Genomic DNA, 20,381 nt, shown 5'->3' with positions numbered 1-20,381 from the left:
ATCGATGGTTTTGTACCACCAATATGCTAAATGTTTTTTATGAATGCGAAGAAAAAGGCTTATTTCCCTTCTTCGTCCCTCAATCGCTGAATGTAAGAAGCTTTGATGACTTCGTTTCTACGTGTCACGGAAGGCTTTTCAAAATGCTGCCTGCCCCTCAACTCCCGGATCACGCCGGTTTTGTCAAACTTCTTCTTAAAACGCTTAAGCGCTTTTTCGATGGATTCGTTTTCTTTTACGTTTACAACTATCATATGGTACACCCCCTTTCGAGGTGCAAAGTTAAGGATACTTTTGAAAAACAAAAACTTATCCGCAGATGCTTTTCTTTTTTCTCCTGTAGGGATTTTTGAAGGACCACCGAAACGGCTATATTTGAAAATGGAAAAAATTTTGATCACTGGTGGCGCGGGCTATATCGGCTCGCACACCGCCGTTACCCTGGTAGAAGCAGGGTATCTCCCTATCATCATCGATGATTTTTCAAATTCAGACAAGTCGGTTTTAGAAGGCCTAAAAACCATCCTAAACCAAGAGGTACCCTACTACGAGGGTGATTGCAATGACCAAGCACTAATGAAGCAGATTTTTTCTGAACACCAACTCAAAGGTGTTATCCACTTTGCGGCAAATAAAGCCGTAGGTGAAAGTACTGCCGTACCACTAAAATACTACCGCAACAACGTAGGTTCCCTCGTGGTGTTGCTCGAAACAATGGCGGAATTTGGTGTAAATGACCTGGTTTTTTCCTCATCCTGCACCGTATACGGACAACCGGATGAGCTCCCTGTAAGAGAAACTACTCCACGTAAAGAAGCGGAAAGTCCCTATGGAAATACGAAAAAAATATGTGAGGACATTTTAGCTGATGTCACCAAGAGTGGTGCCGGCACACGAATTATTTCTCTGCGTTATTTCAACCCTATCGGAGCGCATCCTTCCGCATTGATAGGAGAGCTTCCCCTTGGAGTTCCCGCAAACCTGATTCCGTTTGTTACCCAAACCGGTATCGGAATACGGGAGAAATTAACCGTTTTTGGAAACGATTACGACACACCCGACGGCACCTGCGTGAGGGACTATATCCACGTGTTGGACCTGGCTGACGCACACTTGAAAGCATTGGAATACCTGAACGACAAACCTGGTAGTTTTTACGACTTATTTAACGTGGGAACCGGTAATGGGAATACGGTCTTGGAAGTCATACAGGCCTTCGAAAAAGTAAGCGGAAAACCCCTGAACTACCAAATCGGCCCTAGAAGACCTGGAGACGTGGTAAAAGTTTGGGCTGATACCACCAAAATTGGCGAAAAACTAAACTGGAATCCGCAATTCTCGCTGGAAGATGCCCTTAGGGACAGTTGGAACTGGCAACTTGCCCTTTCAAAAAAATAACCTATACATAGCCTTGCGCATTTGACTGCTTTGCCATGAAACAGATTTTGCTCATAGTTGCCATCGTCTCCGCCTTGATTTCGTCTTGCGGAAAAAAGCAAAAAGCGGCAACTACCGTTCCGCCGGTAAAGCTGGTCTATCCCCTGTTAGATGCCGCCAACTCCAGGTGGTTTTATTTCAGTTCTGCTACGCGACCGTTTGGAATGGTAAACCTAAGTCCCGATACACAGATAGACGGGGCTTGGGGAGCAGGATACCGGTACGATACGGATACCATCAAAGGATTCAGCCACATCCATGCCTGGCAGATGTCCGGAGTGTCTGTCATGCCAGTGACGTTGGGAGATCAAGCGATCGACCTCTTTTCTGACTACTACTCTAAATTTAGCCATGACCGAGAGCTGGTTGAGCCGGGGTATCATTCGGTATTTTTGGACCGATACGACATACAGGCTGAGTTGAGTGCTACGCACAGGGTGGGGATACACCGATACACCTTTCCGAAAGGGAGCCGATCTGGCATCCTTTTTCATCTTGGCGGCATGCTCGGACCTAGTGAAATCGCCGAAGGTGAGCTGGAACAAACCGGCCCCCGCCAACTGAAAGGCAGCGTAACCAACCTACCGACCATTCGCAGGCCCAAACCGATTACGGTATATTTCCACGTTGAACTGGACCGTGATATACGTGCGGTCATCGACCACGATGAAGTAGCTCATCGCATCGTGGAGGTGGAACCGGCAGACGACAAACCTGTTCAGATGAAGGTCGCCATTTCCTACACAAGCCCTGACAATGCTGCGCTGAATTTGGTTTCAGAGTTGCCGCACTGGGACTTCCAACAGGTGGTCCACGAAACCCAAGCAGTCTGGAATGATATGCTGGGCAGAATAGAAGTAACAGGAGGCAGCGACACGCAACGGCGTAGGTTCTATACCGACCTTTGGAAAGCACTGCAGGGTAGAAGAACCCTGTCCGATGTAAACGGCGCCTACCCAGACAATACAGGCGAGGCCTTCCGCATCGGTCAACTTCCCCTGGATGATAGTGGCAAACCGCTCTTCCGGCATTTTAATTCGGACTCCTTTTGGGGAGCACAATGGACGATCGGCGTATTATGGAGCTTGGTATATCCCGATATCATGGATGAATTCACTAATAGCTTCCTGCAATATTACAAAGACGGAGGGCTCATCCCGAGGGGTCCTTCTGGTGGAAATTACACCTATGTGATGACCGGCGCGTCTTCCACTCCATTTTTCGTTTCCGCTTACCAAAAAGGAATCCGATCCTTCGATGTAGGATTGGCCTATGAAGGGCTAAAGAAAAACCACCTGCCAGGCGGCATGATGAGTAAGGCAGGGTACGAACACAACACATCAATGGGCGGCAACGTGGAAGATTACCTGGAACTGGGGTACGTTCCCTACCCCAATCCCCGAGGAAGATTCGGCTTTCACGAACAGGGAGCCGGTCAAACGCTGGAATATAGCTACCAAGATTGGACATTGGCTCAACTGGCAATGGCACTGGGAAAAACGGAGGATGCTGCCTATTTCGAACAGCGGTCTAGAAACTACCTAAACCTCTACGATCCGGAATCCACCTGGATACGCCCCAAAGACGTACATGGCGAATGGCTAACCCCTTTTGACCCCTACGATTACGGGCAGGGATATGTAGAAGCAAACGGTGCACAATTCACTTGGTTTGTCCCCCATGACCTTAGGGGGTTGGCTGTACTGATGGGCGGTGATGAAAAGGCTGTCGAAAAACTGAATGAGCAGTTTGAAACCGCAGAAGCACTGGGCTTTACCTCCGGAACCTCGCACGCAGTAGAGACCCATCCCGAATATCGAAGGATCCCCATTAACTACGGCAATCAGCCCTCTATGCAGACAGCATTTATTTTCAACCACCTGGGCAGGCCAGATTTAACGCAAAGCTGGTCTAGAAAAGTGGTAAACAAGGCATTCAGTGCCCTCAGCACGGATTTGGGATACAATGGAGACGAAGACCAAGGCCTTATGGGTTCTCTTTCTGTGCTGATGAAAATCGGTATCTTTCAGATGAACGGCGGTACCGAGGAGAATCCCCTCTACGAACTTGGCAGTCCACTATTTGATAAAACCATCATTTCCCTGCATCCAGATTATTATCCCGGAGGAAGCTTCACCATCGAATCTAATAACAATGCCCAGGATCACTACTTTGTCCGAGAAAAGCGGTGGAATGGGCAGCCCTTGGTTGGTTTTGGCATCCGACATGAAGAACTCATTCAAGGAGGCACCTTAACACTGGAAATGTCGCCTAATCCGTAATCACCCGAAAATAGGATGCCGCTCAAAGGGCCTGTCCCGGTCAAACAGATACCGATAAGTATGGTGGGTTTTGTAGATTTCTGCCAATAATTGCTCACATACCCGCATCATTTTGGGATTAAAATCACCGATCCAGTTCATTTCGATGGTGAGGTATTTCAGTTTTTTGATGTCGAGAAATTCCCGATAGGAAAGAATCATGGCACTTTCCACCCCTTTGCCCTGAAATTCCGGTACTACACCAAATACCAACCCCAGCATCTTGTCGGGTGGGTTAAAGATCTTGTTCCACAAAAATTTCAGCTTGCCCAATAGATCCAGCTTCCCATTGACATGCTTAAATAGCTGATTGATTTCCGGGATATTGATAAAGAATGAGATGGGTTCTCCTTTATAAAAGCCGAAATAAATCAAATACGGATCGATGATCGGCTTCATTTTGCTCAGCATCAGTTTGGCTTCCCGCTCGGTGATGCTCTTTCCCATATGTTTTGCCCAAGCCTTGTTATACACAGTCATGAAGTACTCTGGAAACCTATCCCAAAGCTCCTGACCTTTCAGGTACCTGAATTCAAAATCAGGATCGGCTAAAATGACTTTAGACCGCTCTATCATCTTTGGATCAAAGCCTACCCCCCGTACGGAACGCATGTAGGTGAATTGCTTGAAGTACACCTGAAATCCATAGGCTTCAAAAAACGCCTTGTAGTAGGTAAAATTCCAAGGCATATTGTAGTTTGGGGGACTAAATCCATCCACCAGCAGCCCCCACCATTTATCCCGCTCTCCAAAATTTACGGGTCCATCCATAGCCTCCATTCCTTGGGCCTGAAGCCACTCTTTGGCCGCGTCAAATAGCATGAATGCAGCTGACTGGTCTTCTATACAATCGAAAAAACCCATCCCACCGGTAGGTTGCTTCTCTTTCCACTTGGGATTGACAAAGGCTGCGTTTCTTCCGATCGTTTTACCGGAATTGTCAACCAATAACCATCGGATGGCCTTCCCTCCCGATTTAAACAACTTGTTTACGTTTGGATCAAAAATACCCTCGATGTCTTTGTCCAAGGGTCTGATCCAGTTAGGCTCCTTTTGGTAGAGGCGAACAGCCATTTGCAAAAACTCCCTGCGGTGGGCAGCAGTTGTCACTTCAATTAGTTTCATCGGCAATGTGGATTTTAGAAAATTAAAACTACAGGATGCGGGGGTAAAAAAAAGCATGGATAGGAATTTACCCAGAACCTTCCATGCGTTTAGATTTTACTGACTTACCACATCCCCATAGAGGTCAAACTCCGTGGCATCGGTAATCGTTACTTGAACAAAATCTCCTACTCTACAATAATGCTTCCCGGCATCAATAAGTACTTCGTTGTCTACATCTACGGAATCAAACTCGGTACGCCCCACAAAGTGGCCTCCCTCCTTTTTATCTATCAATACCTTGTAGGTTCTTCCTATTTTTTGCTGGTTCAGTTCAAAGGATATTTGCTCCTGTACTTCCATTAATCGGTTTGCCCGATCCTGCTTCACTTCTTGAGGCACGTGGTCCTCCATGCCATACGCGTGGGTGTCTTCTTCGTGGGAGTAGGTAAACACCCCCATACGTTCAAACCGCATCCTTTCCACAAAATCCACCATCTCGGCAAATTCCTTTTCCTGTTCTCCCGGGTGCCCCGCGATCAACGTGGTGCGAATCGCTATCTCGGGAATCCTACTCCGGATTTCACCGATCAACGCCTCCTGCTTTTCCCGCGTCGTTCCCCGCCGCATCACCTTCAACACCTCCGTGGACCCGTGCTGCAAGGGAATGTCCAAGTACTTGCAAATATTGCTGCGCTCAGCCATGACATCGATCACTTCCAATGGGAAACCCGTCGGGTATGCATAGTGTAAACGTATCCAGTCGATCCCCTCCACATCTGACAGTGCCCGCAGCAAATCTGGCAACTGACGCTTCTTATACAAATCCAACCCATAGTAGGTCGAGTCCTGGGCAATCAACAACAACTCCCGCGTACCTTGAGCTGCCTTGTGTTTCGCCTCTTTGACTAGCTCTTCTATAGGCCTGCTTACATGGCCTCCACGCATCAACGGGATGGCACAGAAAGAACAAGGACGATCACATCCTTCGGAAATCTTCATGTAGGCGTAGTGGGCAGAATGACTTAGTAGACGCTCCCCTACCAGTTCATGCTTATAGTCGGCCTTGAACCGCTTCAAAATGGCCGGAAGATCCCGGGTACCAAAAAAAGCATCTACCTGTGGAATCTCTGCTTCCAGATCATCCTTATACCGCTGTGAAAGACAACCTGTAACGTACACCTTATCTACCAAGCCCTTCTCTTTAGCTTCTGCGTACTCCAGAATGGTATTGATGGACTCCTGCTTGGCATTGTCTATGAAACCGCAGGTATTGATAATCACAATATTATTATCCCGATCAGCAGACTCGTGATGGGCATCAATACCGTTTCCGCGTAACTGACTCAAGAGGACCTCGGAGTCCACTAGGTTTTTGGAGCAGCCCATGGTAATGATATTGACTTTATCTTTTTTTAAGGTTCTAGCTTTCAATGGCTTTTAATTTGGCGCAAAGTTACAAAAAATAAACGAAGGGAGGCAGCACGAGCATCGCTTGTGCCCGTGTTACTTCAATATTAATGCAGGTGCCGAAAGCAGTCCTATTTAATAAACTAAGCTTAACCCCAAAAAATCGGACATAGCAGCAAAACATACTACTTTTGACACAGTAATACAGCAACCATTTTTTAATTCCTTGCAACAATTTTTCAATCCGCGCCGATGTGAATCGGCGCTTCTTTTTTTAATGGATAGCCTGTACGGATAGCTTCTAAGTAGTATCAGAAAAACACCGTCAATGTCCTCCCTTCACCGAGCTTTCCCATTTCTTTGTTTGTTGGCCACCTGGTTGATAATACCTGTAGCGATTGCGCAACGCCTTTCATCCTCCCATTTTTTGCAAGAAATCAAACGGGACATTCCTCTTCCGATGGAAGCCGGCAATAAGGTTATTGGACTGTTTAGCGCCGACAACCTTCCGACCGTAGTTACCTCTCAGGGCATTTATAGTCTAGACCGGGGCAGTTGGCAAACCCTGCTATCTACAAGTGGTATACTTTCTTGCACGGCGAGCAGCGACGGGGAAATCTGGATTGTCAATGATAGGGAGATAATCTCTAGTGGCGGCAAAAAAATTACCCTGCCAAAGACACGAGCAGGCGAACAAATCCAATGCATCACGGTAGGCTCCAATCGCCAACTGCATCTTGGCACCAGTCTAGGTATTTATACCTGGCGTGAAAGTTGGCAGTTAGAAGCACTACCCAAAACACTTCAAGTCAATGCAATCGCCATCGACAACAGGCAAAGATTATGGGCTGCCACGATGGACGGGCTTTGGCTAAAGGAAGGAGAACAGTGGGTGGACCTAGACGAACACATGATGGCTGTGGGGCACCAGCGTAGGTACTATGCCCTACTTGCTGATGAAGGTGGGAAAAACATCTATTTCAGCTCAGAATGGGCAGTGGGCAAAGTCTCCGACGACGGAGACCATTGGGTGGCCAGGGGTAACGATGGACTCCCTTATGGCCCCGCTACCGCTATCCACCAAGGGATAGACGGCCTTTGGCTGGGCACCCTACGAGGGGCCATTCACCAAAGCGAAACATGGCGCTACTATGCAGGAAAACGCTGGCTGCCAACTGACCAAGTAACCGCCATTCTTTCGATGGAAAACGGAAAAACATGGATTGGTACCCATGAGGGTATCTCCGAAATCAGCAAACTCCCCATGACACTGGACCGAAAAGCAGACTCCATCGAAAACGTAATTGACGTCCGGCATAATCGACTGGGATTGGTCAACCGCTCAAAGCTACGTACACCCGGAGACCTTACGACCAGCTACATGGACAATGAGGACAACGATGGGCTATGGACTGCTTGCTACCTGATAGCGCAGTGCTATCGATATGCTGTAACAAAGAGCCCAGATGCCAAGGAAAAGGCAACCCGTACTTTTGAGGCTTTGGAACGATTAGAAACGGTGAGCGGTATTTCCGGTTATCCTGCCAGATCCTACGCCCGCGCAGAAGACTCCGTAACGCCATCCCGATCGCCTCACCCAAAGATCTGGCATCCCTCGCCAGACGGGAATTGGCAGTGGCTGGATGATACGAGCAGCGATGAAATCACCGGTCATATCTACTCTGTGTCTTTATTCCATGATCTGGTAGCGGATGAAACGGAAAAACACAAAGCAGCTAACCTGATAGACCGTATCGTTACCCATATTTTGGACAATGACTACCACCTCATTGACTATGATGGACTACCGACCCGTTGGGGCATCTGGCATCCAGACTCACTAAATAACTCCCCCAACTGGATGTTTGAACGCGGCCTAAATTCTCTCCAAATCCTTTCGTTCTTACAGACAGCTCATCACTTTACCCAAAACCCCAGATACGAACAAGTCTACCGAACCTTGGTAGATGCTCACGGTTACTTGGAAAATGCACGATATGCTAAAGTTACCGCCCCATTTGATATCAGTCATTCGGACGATATCCTAAACTTTTTCCCCTATTACAACCTGATGCGGTACCTGCCAGTAGACCACCCCGACTACTTCGTTTTCCAGACTAGTTTGGAAAGGACTTGGCAAGCGGTACGCTCGGACCGGATGCCGGTTTGGAACGTGTTTGCGAGTGCATTGCTTAAAATAGATGCAGACCTACAACTTGCCTTGCAGGAAATACAGGCGTTCCCGATCGATCTGATCAGCTGGCGCATGGAAAACAGCCACCGCTGGGACCTACGTAGAGACTATTTAGCGCACAGAACATTGAGGGACCAAGCAGACCGGCCCATCCCAAGCCAAGAGGGAAACATCTCCAGGTGGAATACCAACCCCAAACTGATGGACTCGGGTGACGGAGGCCTAACTGAAGACAGCGGCACCTACTATTTGGTAGCCTATTGGATGGGTAGGTATTTTGGATTCTGGGAATGACGCGATCCTTGTATAGTCAACGATTTCCACTTCGCGTACTACTCATTATTTGCCAGATAGCTTCAGTTTATATACCGTCACAATATCCTCCTCCACACCCCAAAAATCTTGGTCTTTGATAGCCAAAAATTCCCCTTTATGGTTTATCACCGGGGTAAAATGTATTCCTGGAGGCAGGGGAATTTCTTTGCCTAAAAGCTGGTGATCGCTGTCAAAAACCGCTAAATAGCGGGGAATTCCTTGCATGAGTGATGCCCATTCCTCACTGTTTGTTGGATCATACTGCATGGATATTTCTTCCTTGATACCTTTTGAATACACAACCAAAGTCAACCCATCGTGGGTATACATTTCATAAAATCGCCCAAAAATATTGAAGAGGTTTGTCTCATACATTAAGTCAATTGTAGGTGACCCTTTGATGTCAACGGCATCGGTTAGACCCAAATCAACCGTTCTGCTATACTCCAATTTATTTCCATTTTCTAGATAGACATGATATTTTCTTTCAGCCATTAGTGACAAGAGCCACTCATTTCCATTCCTTACGATGATCGGAAATAGCCCATGATAGTAATTTCCATCTTCGTAAACGGTGTTGGGAGGAAATTCCATAGTCTGCTTTACGGTACCCGAAAGTGTATCCAACACTTCAATCAAAGGGCTTGAATAAATTCCCTTAAAAATATTAGCTGGGTTTTCCCAATCGATTTCACCACGTTCCGGCCGCAAATAGGCAATTCTTTCACCCAAAGGGTAATAGGGTAAACTCTTGCCACCGATAAAAAAATGTTCTCCCGGCATGTTAATCCGTTTATAGAAAGTCCCATTCGGATTGAAAAAGTGAATGCCCTTTTGGTGATCCATTAAAACGATCTTTCCCTCAATGAGACTTAAAAGAAAACCATTTGCAGAATATACCGCTTCCGGGCCGTCTTTTTGAAAGGTAAACTGTTCCTTGATTGTTCCCGCGTCATCAAATAGGACCATCTCCTCCGTAGAGTTGTTTCTACTAAGGTACAGCCCGGAAGCTGGATCATAATCCATAACAAAAAGATTACCGAGGTAATCTACTTGTATCGAATCTACCACAGCGACCTGATAGCCGCTCGACAGGGCAGACTCCATAGCCGATTGAGAACATGCCGCCAATAGCACAAACCCTATGTAATTGAATGTCAAAAATTTCATGGGATAAAAGTATGCTATAATGGTTTACTCGGCTATTTAAAAAAGGTTAAAACATCAACCTGGGAAAGGCCAGTCCGGTCATTTTCCGCTTGTGTTGTGCTCGATTTTTTCATTCTGTTGGGAAATGCAACAAATCAAAACAAAAGCGGGAAATTCCAAACCGCCTACCTGCTGGGCTTCAATTCATAAATAAAATATACATGCTCTTCCGGCTCCACGTCGCCGGCATGCCTTTCACGAAGCAAAAGCCTCCCTCCGGGCAGGAGAAGTTTTTCCTCCAATGCGTCGCATTTCACCGGAAATGGCACTTCTTTTCCAAGTTGGTTCCCGCTATCAAGGAGTATGAAATAGTAAAGGGATGCGTCCATCAGTGGATAATAATCCGGATCCGATTCCTTTCGCACGGCCGCAGTCGGTTCCGGAAGTCCGCGGAAATAAAGTATAGCCATTGTCTCCTCATCAAATTGGAACAGGCCCACATTCCTTGCATTACTTACCGCCGAAAAGGAATGATGCGAAAACTCCATCCGCTCCAATAGTAAAAAATCCCGGGAAAGATCGTATACGCCTACCTGATTAGACCGGTGAAAGGTAAGGTAAAGCCTTCTCGATTTACTATTTAAGTGGTACACTGGGACAGGACGGACATCCTTGCGCGTTTCATCTACTTCGAAATGCGGCAAAAATGCCATATCGTACGGCATTACCCACTCCAATTCCCCTTTTTCGGGGTTATATTGCTCAATCAAATTCAAAGCGATTTCTTCTGGAAGGTCCTCTCCCATACCTACACCAACCCCTGTAAAAAAACTGGTGAAAAAATAGGGATCTGATGTGGACGAAAGCTGGTAAGAAGGAACGGCATACCTAGGACCGGTATAAAAATTAATCCCGGCATAGGAAGAAAAACGTATGCGATTTGCAACCTCCCAGGCTTCATTGTAATGGATTTGCTCCCTGGAACTCTGTGCGAGATAGCCCCCGCTTTCCTGGTTAAAGGACAGTGCCAAGAGATTGGACGAATATTCATGGGGACCCTCTCCCCGCCTGCTTACCTCTTCTATCAGTCTTCCCCTATCATCTAGCAGCAAAAACTCGCCTGTAAGCTTATCGACGGCCAAGAACTGCTTTTTTTCTGGATGAAAGTCCAATATACGTAGGTCCGTCTCCCGATGGACGGAAAACGAGTCTACTTTCTCCAACACATAAAATTCCCGCTCACTGGATCCGGAGGTGTCCCTAGGTCCGCAACCAACAAACCCCACAATGAATGCGAGTAGGGAAAAAAAAAGAAGGAGCTGTTCCCTGTGTTGGTGTGGCGCTATAACCATTGGATTGACTACGTTTGGACAGAATACCTCCTAAAATACTAGTCTTAAATAGTCCTTGCAAATCTTTACGCAAATTATACTAAAAATAGTGGTTTTTCAGGAGAATACTTCCTCCATTGATCTAAAACAAAAAGGGATTTCCACCCACCTGAATCCCTACTCCCAAAAAAAGCTACCCATACTCAATACCCGTATTTCTTACCCCACAGCTTTTGGAGGTGCCTACGGAGTTCATTTTCCCGGGGATTGGCGCCGGGATCGTACAATTTGGCATTTTTCAGTTCATCGGGCATATATTCCTGGCTGATGAAGTTGTCTGCATAGTCATGGGAATACTTGTATTCCTTACCATAGTTCAAGTCCTTCATCAGTTTGGTCGGAGCGTTGCGCAGGTGCAAAGGGACGGACAGATCGCCCTGCTGCCGGACAAGGGCCTGGGCCTGATTGATGGCCAAGTAGCTGGCATTTGACTTTGGTGAGGAAGCGAGATAGGTCACACATTGGGACAATATGATCCGGGCTTCCGGATAGCCGATCACATTGACCGCCTGAAAGCAATTGGTCGCCAATAATAGGGCATTGGGATTGGCATTGCCGATATCTTCCGAGGCCAAAATGATCAATCGCCTAGCGATAAATTTCACGTCTTCACCCCCTTCTATCATCCTTGCCAGCCAATAGACCGCGGCATTGGGATCGGATCCACGGATGGATTTGATAAAAGCAGATATGATGTCGTAATGTTGCTCACCGGACTTATCGTAAAGTGCCACTTTTTGCTGGGCAATCGCCATCACTTTTTCGTCTGTAACCTCCACAGGATCTCCTCCTATACCTTCCAAGACAATCTCCAGCAGGTTGAGGAGCTTTCTCCCGTCTCCACCCGAAATACGCAGCAGGGCATCGGTTTCCCGCAGATCAACCCGTATCTTCTTCAGCACTTCATCCTTGGACAGGGCTTGCTGTATCATCGCATCCAACTCAGACCTGCCGAGCGCATTCAATGTAAAAACCTGACACCGGGAAAGCAAAGCAGCGTTAACCTCAAAAGATGGGTTTTCCGTAGTGGCACCGATTAAACGAATGATTCCTTTTTCCACCGCCCCCAAGAGTGCATCCTGCTGGGACTTATTGAAGCGATGGATCTCGTCGATAAAAAGCACCACTCCTTGCTGAAAACGGGCTTTTTCGATGACCTCCCTGATATCCTTCACCCCCGCACTGATTGCACTAAGGGTATAAAAGGGAGCCTTCACCTCATTGGCGATAATATTGGCAATGGTTGTTTTCCCTACACCCGGAGGGCCCCAGAGGATCAGCGATGGGACGTTCCCAGCCTTTATGGCCCGGTATAGGTATGACTTGGGTGAAGAAAGGTGATCTTGGCCGATGAGTTCCTCCAACTTGGAAGGTCTCATACGCTCGGCAAGTGGCGTAGCATTCATCCTGCCAAATTACGACAAAAAGAAGACGGATACCAACTGCCGCACCAACGCCCCTGTTGCCTTCTATTTCCCAAGGCCGGAAACCAATCCGGGATCGAAATCTCCTACCGCCTCGATCACCATCAGTTCCCCCTTTTCATCCCTGACAAGAAGTACGATATCCTTGATGCTGGAGCCTCCCTTTCCATAGATAAGAACGCCCTCACTGCGCTTACCGGCCTCCATCATCAACTCAAAACGCTCTTTTTCCAACGACCTCTTTAGCGCATTGAACTCATTTGACGACGTCTCCATGGAACCAGGGATCTTGAATAGACGAATCTTTTCCATGGACTGGCTGATCTTTTTCTGGTCCGATTCATTCATCTTGACGTTAAATGACTTGGCCAGGCCGAGAAAGTTTCCCCCCAGATCCAAGTGAAAAAAGTCTTCACTGGACTTATACTTTTGGTACAAGGCTTCCACACTTTTGCTTTGGCAAAACCCGATTTGCATATAGGTAAAGGCCAGCATTAACAGCAATAGCTTTTTCATTTTTTATTCATTTTAAGGTTGATTTTTCATAATAATGTGAACGAACACACGAGCGATTATTTGTTGACGTATGGTTTTGACCCAATCTATTTCTTTGGGTTCTTGCTCTTTCCGTATTGATCCATGCCTGGCATGTTGGTTTTTTCGGCTAACATATTTAAATCCTTGTAGGTAAAGCTCCCCAGCATACTAAGCAGTGTAAAGCTTTCCTTGCTTCCTGTCAGCATCAATAGTTCCTTTACCAAGCCATTCTCCTCGCGGATCATAAATTTGGTACTGGACGTCTTATCTGCTACGTCCATCAGATCCTCGTACCGGTTTTTATTCAATGTATTCATTGCCTCCAGGAAGAGCTTCTGCCCCTCCACGTTTTCTCCACTGAGAATTCGAATGCCCCTCACCTTGGAGATAAGTTCTCCCAAGTCCTTTGCCTCGGGATCACTTGCAGTGGATCCGGACTTCAAAAAACCGCCGGCCATCTGCATCATTTTGGGACTGATAAATACCCGCGAAAAACGGTCGTCGTCCAGGTAGTTGCCAAAAAACTTTTCAATCGCATCGTCCTGTGCCTGCACGGCGGTAAACACCATAAAACACCCTAATACTGCCAATAACTTTTTCATTTTTCTTCTCCTGTTTCCGTAATATTGAATAATTGTCCGGCGGTGTTCAAATGGCGAAAATCCGCCATTACCTCCAGCTCGGAGGTGCCCTTTGCCATGTGAAATTGTATCAACTGAAAAGCCTCTACCACTTGTAGATAGGCTGCCTCCTGCTGTCGCTGTCGCTCTAGGGTGAACCCGTATCCAATGAGCAAAATCCCTCCCAGAAATACCGCGGCTACACGCAGGTATACAGACCAGGAGTAGCTCGCTTTTTTCCTACCGGGCAACTTCATATCCGTTTCAAGTGTCGCGATCCGATCAACTCCAACTAAAAAATCCCGTAGTTCTGGGTACTGATCGGTTTGGTTCAATAGCGCTTTCAACTCGCGTTCTTCATCCAGCGAGCTTTCTCCTTCCCAGTATTTTTCGATCAATTGCTGTAACCTACTTTCCATGCTGTATCTGATTTAGAAAATCCCTCAGTGTCTTACGGGCTCTATGCAGGTTCACCTTTACCTGCTCAACCGGAACCTCCAAATAATCGGCGATCTCTGTATAGGTCAGCCCTTCCATTTCTCTCAGGTGAAATATCTCCCGTTGCTTTTCCGGCAAGGACCGAACGAAGCGAAGCACCCATTCGGCCCGTGGGTCAGGCACTTCATCTTCCGCAGGAGGGTAAGCGAGCTCTATACCTTCCAGTCCTGAATTTCGTCGTTGTAATTTTACCTGATGCAGCGATTCATTTTTGAGCGCCCGTACCATCCAGCCCGTCGGATTTTGAACCTGTGCTAGGACCTCTTCTTTGGCCAGTGCTTTTTCGAAAACCGTCTGAAGAATATCTTTGGCCAAGTCCCGGTCTTTTACCCAGAGGTAAGCAAGACGGTAAAGCTTGTGCCGAAGCGGCCAGATTTGATTTTCGAAAAATGATTTCATTTACGAGGATGAGGATCGGGTAGGCAAAAAGTTACAGAATCCGCAAAAAAAATCTCAAAAAAATGGCTAGGTATCCCCCATCCCGTCAAGCGTGTATCCTTTATTGAATCCTTTTCACCTTTGGAGCAAATCACCATCACCCAAATAACATCGATCCACTATGCCTTCTACTTCCTTGCGACTCAGCCACGCATATCACCAAGCCGTCGAATAAACTGCTCCAGCATCTCGTCGGTGAAATCCAGGTGCGTAACAAAACGTATCAGATCCTTGCCAAACTTTACTGCCTTGATTTGCGACTCGGCCAATCGTACCAAGATTTCCTCTGGCTGCATCCCGCGTAGGCGTGCGATCACGATATTGGTTCTAACCGGCAGCACTTCCGAAAATAGCGGATGATCCTCCAGCGCCATGAGCAACCCCTGTGCGCGACGGTGATCGTCTGCCAGTCGAGAGATATGATGGTCCAATGCGTATAGCCCTGCCGCAGCCAACATCCCTGCCTGACGCATCCCGCCCCCCATTGCTTTCCGGATCTTTCGTCCTTGCTTGATGGCCTCTTTGGAGCCCACCAATACCGAGCCTATCGGGCAACCCAGCCCCTTACTGAGGCAGACGGACACCGTATCGAACTGCTCTCCCCAAGCATCCGGCCTTTCGCCAGATTCTTCCAGCGCATTAAAAATCCGGGCTCCGTCGAGATGCAGCTTCAAGCCCCGGTCACGGCATAATTTTCGAATGGGACGCACCTCATCCAACGTGTATATACTGCCACCCCCTTTATTCATGGTGTTTTCCAGGGAAACCAAGATCGACTCAGGGGCATGGTCATCATCCGGATTGATGGCCTCCGCCACTGCCTGCGCATCGATCTTTCCAAAAGGTCCATCCAGTAGCTTCACCGAGGCATGGGAGTTTGCCATAATGCCTCCCCCCTCATAGAGGTAGATATGGGAATCCCGATGACAGATCACCTCTGTCTGAGGTCGGGTATGGATTCGTATCGCAATCTGATTGGTCATGGTACCAGAGGGACAGAACAACCCCGCTTCTTTGCCAAAGAGCTGGGCCAGCCGGTCTTCCAAACGCTTGACGGTGGGATCTTCTCCGAACACATCGTCGCCCAAGGCCGCCTGCATCATAGCCTCCTTCATGCCTGACGTGGGCTGTGTGAGCGTATCACTTCTTAGATCAATAATCATGGTATCTTTCAATGGTGCTAGAACGTATTAAAAACGGGATTTTCCTGCCTTTTTACTGAGTACATCCACCATATCCGACAACTCTAGGTTAAGCGCATTGGTAGAGATATGAATCTCTGACAGGCTGATGGCCAAGGACACCAATAAGCTTAGCATACTGGCCATAAAGGCGATATTGGCTGCTTTGTTAATCTCCTGATAGAGCAAAAACATGCAAGCCACGCAAAGCAAAAAACTCAGTACCCCAAAAATCTGCATGTTCTTGATCATATTCACCCTTTTCTTCAGGTTTTTGATCTGTTCAATGATGACTTTCTCGTCCGGTGCTTTCAAATACTGCTTATGCAGACCCCTAATTAAATTCGCCATCGCCAAAAAACGATTGGTATATGCCAACATCAGGAGTGTAATGGCAGAAAACAGTAAAGCAGGAGTAGATAATTGGAGTTCCATGGATTAAAAGTAATAAGATAAGCAAACAAATACGCACACCTTAAGCTTAAAAGTCCATTTCTGGATGCCAAGCAATTTATTGCACAGGACCGATAAAAGCAGTCCCAAGGAGTGAATACGCTAAACTTCTCCTAAAACCACCAGTTTTTCCAGCGTAGGACTTGGGCTTCCACCCTTAGGTTCGATGGTGATGGCGAATGCTCCAGCCTCGGCGGTTGCCTGCATTTGCTGGAGGGAAAGCTTTTCTCCCGCATTTACCAATCCTATACCGACAGGCCCATCTGAACCGATCGCCCAAAGCTGGTAGTCACTGTCCGGACCTATTGCTGCCAGGTTGTTTACAGATACAAACACAGCTTGGCTGCCTTTATCCCAAAATACGTCCACACGTGCATTTTCCTGCATGGGAAGGCCTTCACCACGCATAAAAATCCGCTCAAAATCCCCGGATAGTAATTGATCCATTTGCTGATCCAATGACTCCAACCGAACCTGATTGGAACGTAGATCTTCGGATAACTGAGACTGCTGAGCGACTAGCGTGTCGTATTTTTGCTCTGCATCGAAGTACCTGAAAGCGTAAAACAAGGCTACTGCAAAGGCGACCACAGCGATCAACGAGGCAGCAGCAGCATATTGCTTCCATGGATTCAGAACTTTGACGGGCGTCTCTACAGGCACTTCGGGGGCAGCGGTCTCGGAGGCTTGTTGCTTAAAAAAATCGTCTTCCAGCGTTTTAAATATGCTGTTTTTTACCTCTTTCGAGGGCTCATGCTGGGAGGAGAGCAAATCAAAATCAAACATGGTCTGCTCGAGCTGGTCCAGCTCCTCTTGCACCTCAGGGTATTGCTTGGCCATAGCCAGCACTTCCTCCCGCTCTTTTTCAGAGAGTTCCCCGAGCAAAAAGAGCTCTAATTTTCCTGACGATATGTAGGCCTGTACATCCACTAGATTCTATCCACTTTCTTTTTCAACGCATTAATAGCCGCACGTATTCTGGACTTCACCGTACCGAGAGGTATGTTGAATTCTTCCGAGATTTCTGTGTGAGTGTACCCTTTGAAATAAACGCAGTCTACAATAAACTTATATTCGTCATTCAGCGAGCCCATCAGCTCCCGCACGCCAATGCCATCCACGGCCTCAACAGTGCCGGACTGACTCTCCAATCCATATACGAAGTCATCGATGGAATTGGTTTTATGCTTTTCGGAAAACTCTTTGGAACGGGTTTTGTCAATAGCTGCATTGCGACAAATATTTGCCATCCAGGTGTATAGCCTCCCTTTACTTTCGTCGTAGCTATCTATTTTGCCAGTAATTTTTATAAAGGCATCGTGAAACACCTCTTCTGCGAGGTCCCTATCAGAGATTATCCGTGTAATCACCGCAAACAAGGCTCTGGAGTACTTGGCATACAAATACTCCACCGTTTTACGGTTTCTGGCTTTAAGGCCCGCTATGATCTCCTGTTCTTCCAATCGGTTAGGGTATAAAAAAACACAGGCTATGGAAAGTAGCCTGTGTCGTAAATATAGAAAAGATTTTTCACTTTACAAGTGGATCACCTCGTCGTATGCTGCGGCTGCCGCCTCCATGATGGCTTCTGACATCGTGGGGTGTGGGTGTACCGTCTTGATCAACTCATGACCGGTAGTTTCCAGCTTACGGATAGCTACGATCTCGGCGATCATCTCCGTCACATTGGCCCCGATCATATGAGCTCCTAAGAGTTCGCCGTACTTGGCATCGAAGATCAGCTTTACGAATCCATCCTTTGCACCGGCAGCAGATGCTTTTCCGGAAGCAGAGAAGGGGAATTTACCCACTTTGATCTCATAGCCGGCTTCTTTTGCCTTGGCTTCTGTGAGGCCCACGGAAGAAATCTCCGGGATGCAGTAGGTACAGCCTGGGATATTGCCATAATCCAATGGCTCGGGATCTTGTCCGGCGATTTTTTCCACGCAGATTATTCCTTCCGCAGAGGCCACGTGTGCCAACGCCGGTCCGGGAACCACGTCACCGATGGCATAATACCCTGGCATATTGGTCCGGTAGTATTCGTCTACCTTTATCTTTCCTTTATCTACCAGGATTCCTACATCTTCCAATCCGCAGTTTTCCACGTTTGAAGCAACTCCCACGGCAGAAAGTACGATATCGCATTCGATCTGCTCTTCCTTTCCATCCTTGGACTTCACGGTTACTTTACAGCCTTTGCCCTTTGTATCCACCTGCGTCACCTCGGTAGAGGTCATGATTTTGAGGCCTTTCTTCTTATAAAGTTTCTCCAAGGTCTTGGATACTTCTTCGTCTTCGTTGGGAACAATGCGGTCCAAAAACTCCACGATCGTCACATCCACGCCGATGGAGCTATACACGTAGGCAAATTCCACACCGATGGCTCCAGATCCTACGACAACCATGCTCGCAGGCTTTTTCTCCAGTGTCATGGCCTTGCGGTATCCGATGACCTTTTCATTATCGATTTTTAGGTTGGGTAGCTCTCTCGCCCTGCCTCCGGTGGCAACGATGATGTGATCAGCACTGTAAACGGTCTTCTTGCCGTCCTGATCTTCCACCTCCACCTTTTTACCAGGCTGTACTTTTCCCCAGCCCATGAGTTTTTCAATTTTATTTTTCTTGAAAAGAAATTGAATCCCTTTACTCATGCCATCCGCGACGCCCCGGCTTCGGGAAATCATATCCGAAAAGTTCATTTCGGCATTCTCCACCTTGATGCCGTATTCCTCGGCGTGATTGATATATTCAAATACTTGAGCACTCTTAATCAGCGCCTTGGTGGGGATACAGCCCCAGTTGAGACAGATTCCCCCTAGGGATTCGGCTTCCACCACCGCGGTTTTCAGACCAAGCTGCGACGCCCTTATGGCCGCCACGTATCCGCCCGGACCACTGCCCACTACGATCACATCAAATTTAGTTGAAGACATATTGTTTATGTTTGGATTACTTTTTTGCTATGCAAATTTATAATAATAATATTCAGAAAAAAATTTGGTTTTGAATAAGAAAGCTGGAATAAACGATATTTAACCCAAGACATCCGTTGCAATACCTTAAAATCCGACCAGACAGTATCCATCCGCCACTTCAAGGTTTTTAAGAATAATTACCTATTTTTGCCAAAAAACCAAGCTAATATTTTGATATGGGATTACTTCAAGGAAAAACGGCTCTGATTACAGGAGCCTCGAAAGGAATAGGAAGGGCCATCGCCCTACGCTTCGCTGAAGAAGGTGCCGATGTGGCTTTCACTTATCTGTCCAGCGTAGAAAAAGGGCAAGCACTGGAATCGGAACTCCAAGCCTTTGGCGTGAAAGCCAAAGGATACCGCTCCGACGCTTCCGATTTCAACGCAGCCGAAGAACTTATAAACTCCGTAGTCGCCGAATTTGGCCGCTTGGACATACTCATAAACAATGCCGGCATCACCCGGGACAACCTGCTGATGCGGATGAGCGAAGAAAACTGGGACGAAGTAATCAACACCAACCTGAAGTCCTGCTTCAATACCGTAAAGGCGGCCACCCGAACCATGATGAAAGCAAAGTCCGGCTCCATCATCAACATCACCTCCGTCGTGGGCGTGAAAGGAAATGCGGGTCAAGCCAACTACGCCGCCTCCAAGGCTGGTATTATAGGCTTTTCAAAATCGGTTGCACTGGAACTGGGATCCCGAAATATCCGATGCAACGCCGTAGCACCTGGATTTATCGAAACAGAAATGACCGCCGTTTTGGACGAAAAAACCGTCCAGGGATGGAGAGATGGTATTCCCATGAAACGGGGAGGTAAACCGGAAGAAGTGGCCGATGCCTGTGTCTTCTTGGGATCAGATATGAGCAGCTATATATCTGGACAAGTCTTGCAGGTAAACGGTGCCATGGCTACCTAACAATACCC

General features: G+C 47.4%; 19 protein-coding genes. 4 read left to right on the top strand and 15 right to left on the bottom strand.

The window, feature by feature from the left end; all coding sequences use genetic code 11:
- Window positions 1-59 precede the first annotated feature (59 nt).
- Window positions 60-254 (bottom strand): 30S ribosomal protein S21, encoded by a 195-nt coding sequence (gene rpsU, locus JJU34_RS21155; protein WP_209329535.1) that lies wholly within the window; start codon window positions 252-254, stop codon window positions 60-62.
- A gap of 127 nt (window positions 255-381) precedes the next feature.
- Between rpsU and galE the strand changes: the two genes are divergently transcribed.
- Both galE and JJU34_RS21145 read left to right on the top strand, forming a co-directional pair.
- On the top strand, window positions 382-1,398 hold the full coding sequence (gene galE / locus JJU34_RS21150) for a UDP-glucose 4-epimerase GalE (RefSeq protein ID WP_228694424.1): 1,017 nt from the start codon (window positions 382-384) through the stop codon (window positions 1,396-1,398).
- A 35-nt stretch (window positions 1,399-1,433) separates the two neighbouring features.
- Window positions 1,434-3,719: a GH92 family glycosyl hydrolase gene (locus JJU34_RS21145; protein WP_228694423.1), complete on the top strand. Its 2,286-nt coding sequence runs from the start codon at window positions 1,434-1,436 to the stop codon at window positions 3,717-3,719.
- On the opposite strand, the gene JJU34_RS21140 is transcribed toward JJU34_RS21145, so the two are convergent.
- Window positions 3,720-4,883 (bottom strand): hypothetical protein, encoded by a 1,164-nt coding sequence (locus JJU34_RS21140; protein WP_228694422.1) that lies wholly within the window; start codon window positions 4,881-4,883, stop codon window positions 3,720-3,722.
- Window positions 4,884-4,979: 96 nt separating this feature from the next.
- Complete coding sequence (gene rimO / locus JJU34_RS21135) at window positions 4,980-6,296, bottom strand: 30S ribosomal protein S12 methylthiotransferase RimO (protein WP_228694421.1); 1,317 nt, start codon at window positions 6,294-6,296, stop codon at window positions 4,980-4,982.
- Between the two features lie 403 nt (window positions 6,297-6,699).
- Here rimO and JJU34_RS21130 point away from each other — a divergent pair, with 403 nt between their 5' ends.
- The gene (locus JJU34_RS21130; protein ID WP_228694420.1) at window positions 6,700-8,760 is read left to right on the top strand and encodes a transcriptional regulator; all 2,061 of its coding nucleotides are present in this window, start codon (window positions 6,700-6,702) and stop codon (window positions 8,758-8,760) included.
- A gap of 45 nt (window positions 8,761-8,805) precedes the next feature.
- Here JJU34_RS21130 and JJU34_RS21125 read toward each other — a convergent pair whose 3' ends face one another.
- The 12 genes from JJU34_RS21125 to lpdA form a co-directional block, all read right to left on the bottom strand.
- Window positions 8,806-9,951 carry a hypothetical protein gene (locus JJU34_RS21125; RefSeq protein ID WP_228694419.1) on the bottom strand — a complete coding sequence of 382 codons (1,146 nt, stop codon included), beginning with the start codon at window positions 9,949-9,951 and terminating at the stop codon, window positions 8,806-8,808.
- Between the two features lie 164 nt (window positions 9,952-10,115).
- Window positions 10,116-11,282 carry a hypothetical protein gene (locus JJU34_RS21120; RefSeq protein ID WP_228694418.1) on the bottom strand — a complete coding sequence of 389 codons (1,167 nt, stop codon included), beginning with the start codon at window positions 11,280-11,282 and terminating at the stop codon, window positions 10,116-10,118.
- Between the two features lie 182 nt (window positions 11,283-11,464).
- The gene (locus tag JJU34_RS21115; protein WP_228694417.1) at window positions 11,465-12,727 is read right to left on the bottom strand and encodes a replication-associated recombination protein A; all 1,263 of its coding nucleotides are present in this window, start codon (window positions 12,725-12,727) and stop codon (window positions 11,465-11,467) included.
- Between the two features lie 63 nt (window positions 12,728-12,790).
- Window positions 12,791-13,261: a DUF4252 domain-containing protein gene (locus tag JJU34_RS21110; RefSeq protein ID WP_228694416.1), complete on the bottom strand. Its 471-nt coding sequence runs from the start codon at window positions 13,259-13,261 to the stop codon at window positions 12,791-12,793.
- 86 nt (window positions 13,262-13,347) lie between these two features.
- Complete coding sequence (locus JJU34_RS21105) at window positions 13,348-13,884, bottom strand: DUF4252 domain-containing protein (protein WP_228694415.1); 537 nt, start codon at window positions 13,882-13,884, stop codon at window positions 13,348-13,350.
- On the bottom strand, window positions 13,881-14,321 hold the full coding sequence (locus JJU34_RS21100; protein ID WP_228694414.1) for a hypothetical protein: 441 nt from the start codon (window positions 14,319-14,321) through the stop codon (window positions 13,881-13,883). The genes JJU34_RS21105 and JJU34_RS21100 overlap by 4 nt, the downstream gene beginning before the upstream one ends.
- Window positions 14,311-14,799 carry an RNA polymerase sigma factor gene (locus JJU34_RS21095; protein WP_228694413.1) on the bottom strand — a complete coding sequence of 163 codons (489 nt, stop codon included), beginning with the start codon at window positions 14,797-14,799 and terminating at the stop codon, window positions 14,311-14,313. Before JJU34_RS21095 ends, JJU34_RS21100 begins: the two co-directional genes overlap by 11 nt.
- A gap of 182 nt (window positions 14,800-14,981) precedes the next feature.
- The gene (locus JJU34_RS21090; RefSeq protein WP_228694412.1) at window positions 14,982-16,001 is read right to left on the bottom strand and encodes a GntG family PLP-dependent aldolase; all 1,020 of its coding nucleotides are present in this window, start codon (window positions 15,999-16,001) and stop codon (window positions 14,982-14,984) included.
- Between the two features lie 27 nt (window positions 16,002-16,028).
- Window positions 16,029-16,454 carry a DUF2721 domain-containing protein gene (locus JJU34_RS21085; RefSeq protein WP_228694411.1) on the bottom strand — a complete coding sequence of 142 codons (426 nt, stop codon included), beginning with the start codon at window positions 16,452-16,454 and terminating at the stop codon, window positions 16,029-16,031.
- A 120-nt stretch (window positions 16,455-16,574) separates the two neighbouring features.
- Window positions 16,575-17,357, bottom strand: a complete 783-nt coding sequence (locus JJU34_RS21080; protein ID WP_301005429.1) for an anti-sigma factor — start codon at window positions 17,355-17,357, stop codon at window positions 16,575-16,577.
- A 44-nt stretch (window positions 17,358-17,401) separates the two neighbouring features.
- Window positions 17,402-17,935, bottom strand: coding sequence for an RNA polymerase sigma factor (locus JJU34_RS21075; protein ID WP_228694409.1), 534 nt, complete (start codon window positions 17,933-17,935; stop codon window positions 17,402-17,404).
- Between the two features lie 72 nt (window positions 17,936-18,007).
- A complete protein-coding gene (gene lpdA, locus JJU34_RS21070; RefSeq protein WP_228694408.1) occupies window positions 18,008-19,408 on the bottom strand; it encodes a dihydrolipoyl dehydrogenase in 1,401 nt (466 codons plus the stop codon).
- Window positions 19,409-19,626: 218 nt separating this feature from the next.
- Here lpdA and fabG point away from each other — a divergent pair, with 218 nt between their 5' ends.
- Entirely contained in the window at window positions 19,627-20,373 is a 747-nt protein-coding gene (fabG, locus tag JJU34_RS21065) for a 3-oxoacyl-[acyl-carrier-protein] reductase (RefSeq protein ID WP_228694407.1), read from the top strand.
- Window positions 20,374-20,381: the final 8 nt, after the last annotated feature.

The organism is Lunatimonas sp. (genome assembly GCF_020832325.1).
Lineage (GTDB): Bacteria > Bacteroidota > Bacteroidia > Cytophagales > Cyclobacteriaceae > Lunatimonas.
Note: the sequence above shows the minus strand (reverse complement) of the source record. Positions and strands in the feature narration are given on the sequence as shown.

Bases quoted from the DNA above. Each gene is read 5' to 3' on its own strand.
- JJU34_RS21125 (WP_228694419.1), bottom strand. From the start codon at position 9,951: ATGAAATTTTTGACATTCAATTACATAGGGTTTGTGCTATTGGCGGCA.
- JJU34_RS21120 (WP_228694418.1), bottom strand. From the start codon at position 11,282: ATGGTTATAGCGCCACACCAACACAGGGAACAGCTCCTTCTTTTTTTT.
- JJU34_RS21090 (WP_228694412.1), bottom strand. From the start codon at position 16,001: ATGATTATTGATCTAAGAAGTGATACGCTCACACAGCCCACGTCAGGC.
- JJU34_RS21105 (WP_228694415.1), bottom strand. From the start codon at position 13,884: ATGAAAAAGTTATTGGCAGTATTAGGGTGTTTTATGGTGTTTACCGCC.
- JJU34_RS21140 (WP_228694422.1), bottom strand. From the start codon at position 4,883: ATGAAACTAATTGAAGTGACAACTGCTGCCCACCGCAGGGAGTTTTTG.
- rpsU (WP_209329535.1), bottom strand. From the start codon at position 254: ATGATAGTTGTAAACGTAAAAGAAAACGAATCCATCGAAAAAGCGCTT.
- JJU34_RS21095 (WP_228694413.1), bottom strand. From the start codon at position 14,799: ATGAAATCATTTTTCGAAAATCAAATCTGGCCGCTTCGGCACAAGCTT.
- fabG (WP_228694407.1), top strand. From the start codon at position 19,627: ATGGGATTACTTCAAGGAAAAACGGCTCTGATTACAGGAGCCTCGAAA.
- JJU34_RS21145 (WP_228694423.1), top strand. From the start codon at position 1,434: ATGAAACAGATTTTGCTCATAGTTGCCATCGTCTCCGCCTTGATTTCG.
- JJU34_RS21110 (WP_228694416.1), bottom strand. From the start codon at position 13,261: ATGAAAAAGCTATTGCTGTTAATGCTGGCCTTTACCTATATGCAAATC.
- galE (WP_228694424.1), top strand. From the start codon at position 382: ATGGAAAAAATTTTGATCACTGGTGGCGCGGGCTATATCGGCTCGCAC.
- JJU34_RS21085 (WP_228694411.1), bottom strand. From the start codon at position 16,454: ATGGAACTCCAATTATCTACTCCTGCTTTACTGTTTTCTGCCATTACA.
- lpdA (WP_228694408.1), bottom strand. From the start codon at position 19,408: ATGTCTTCAACTAAATTTGATGTGATCGTAGTGGGCAGTGGTCCGGGC.
- JJU34_RS21100 (WP_228694414.1), bottom strand. From the start codon at position 14,321: ATGGAAAGTAGGTTACAGCAATTGATCGAAAAATACTGGGAAGGAGAA.
- JJU34_RS21115 (WP_228694417.1), bottom strand. From the start codon at position 12,727: ATGAATGCTACGCCACTTGCCGAGCGTATGAGACCTTCCAAGTTGGAG.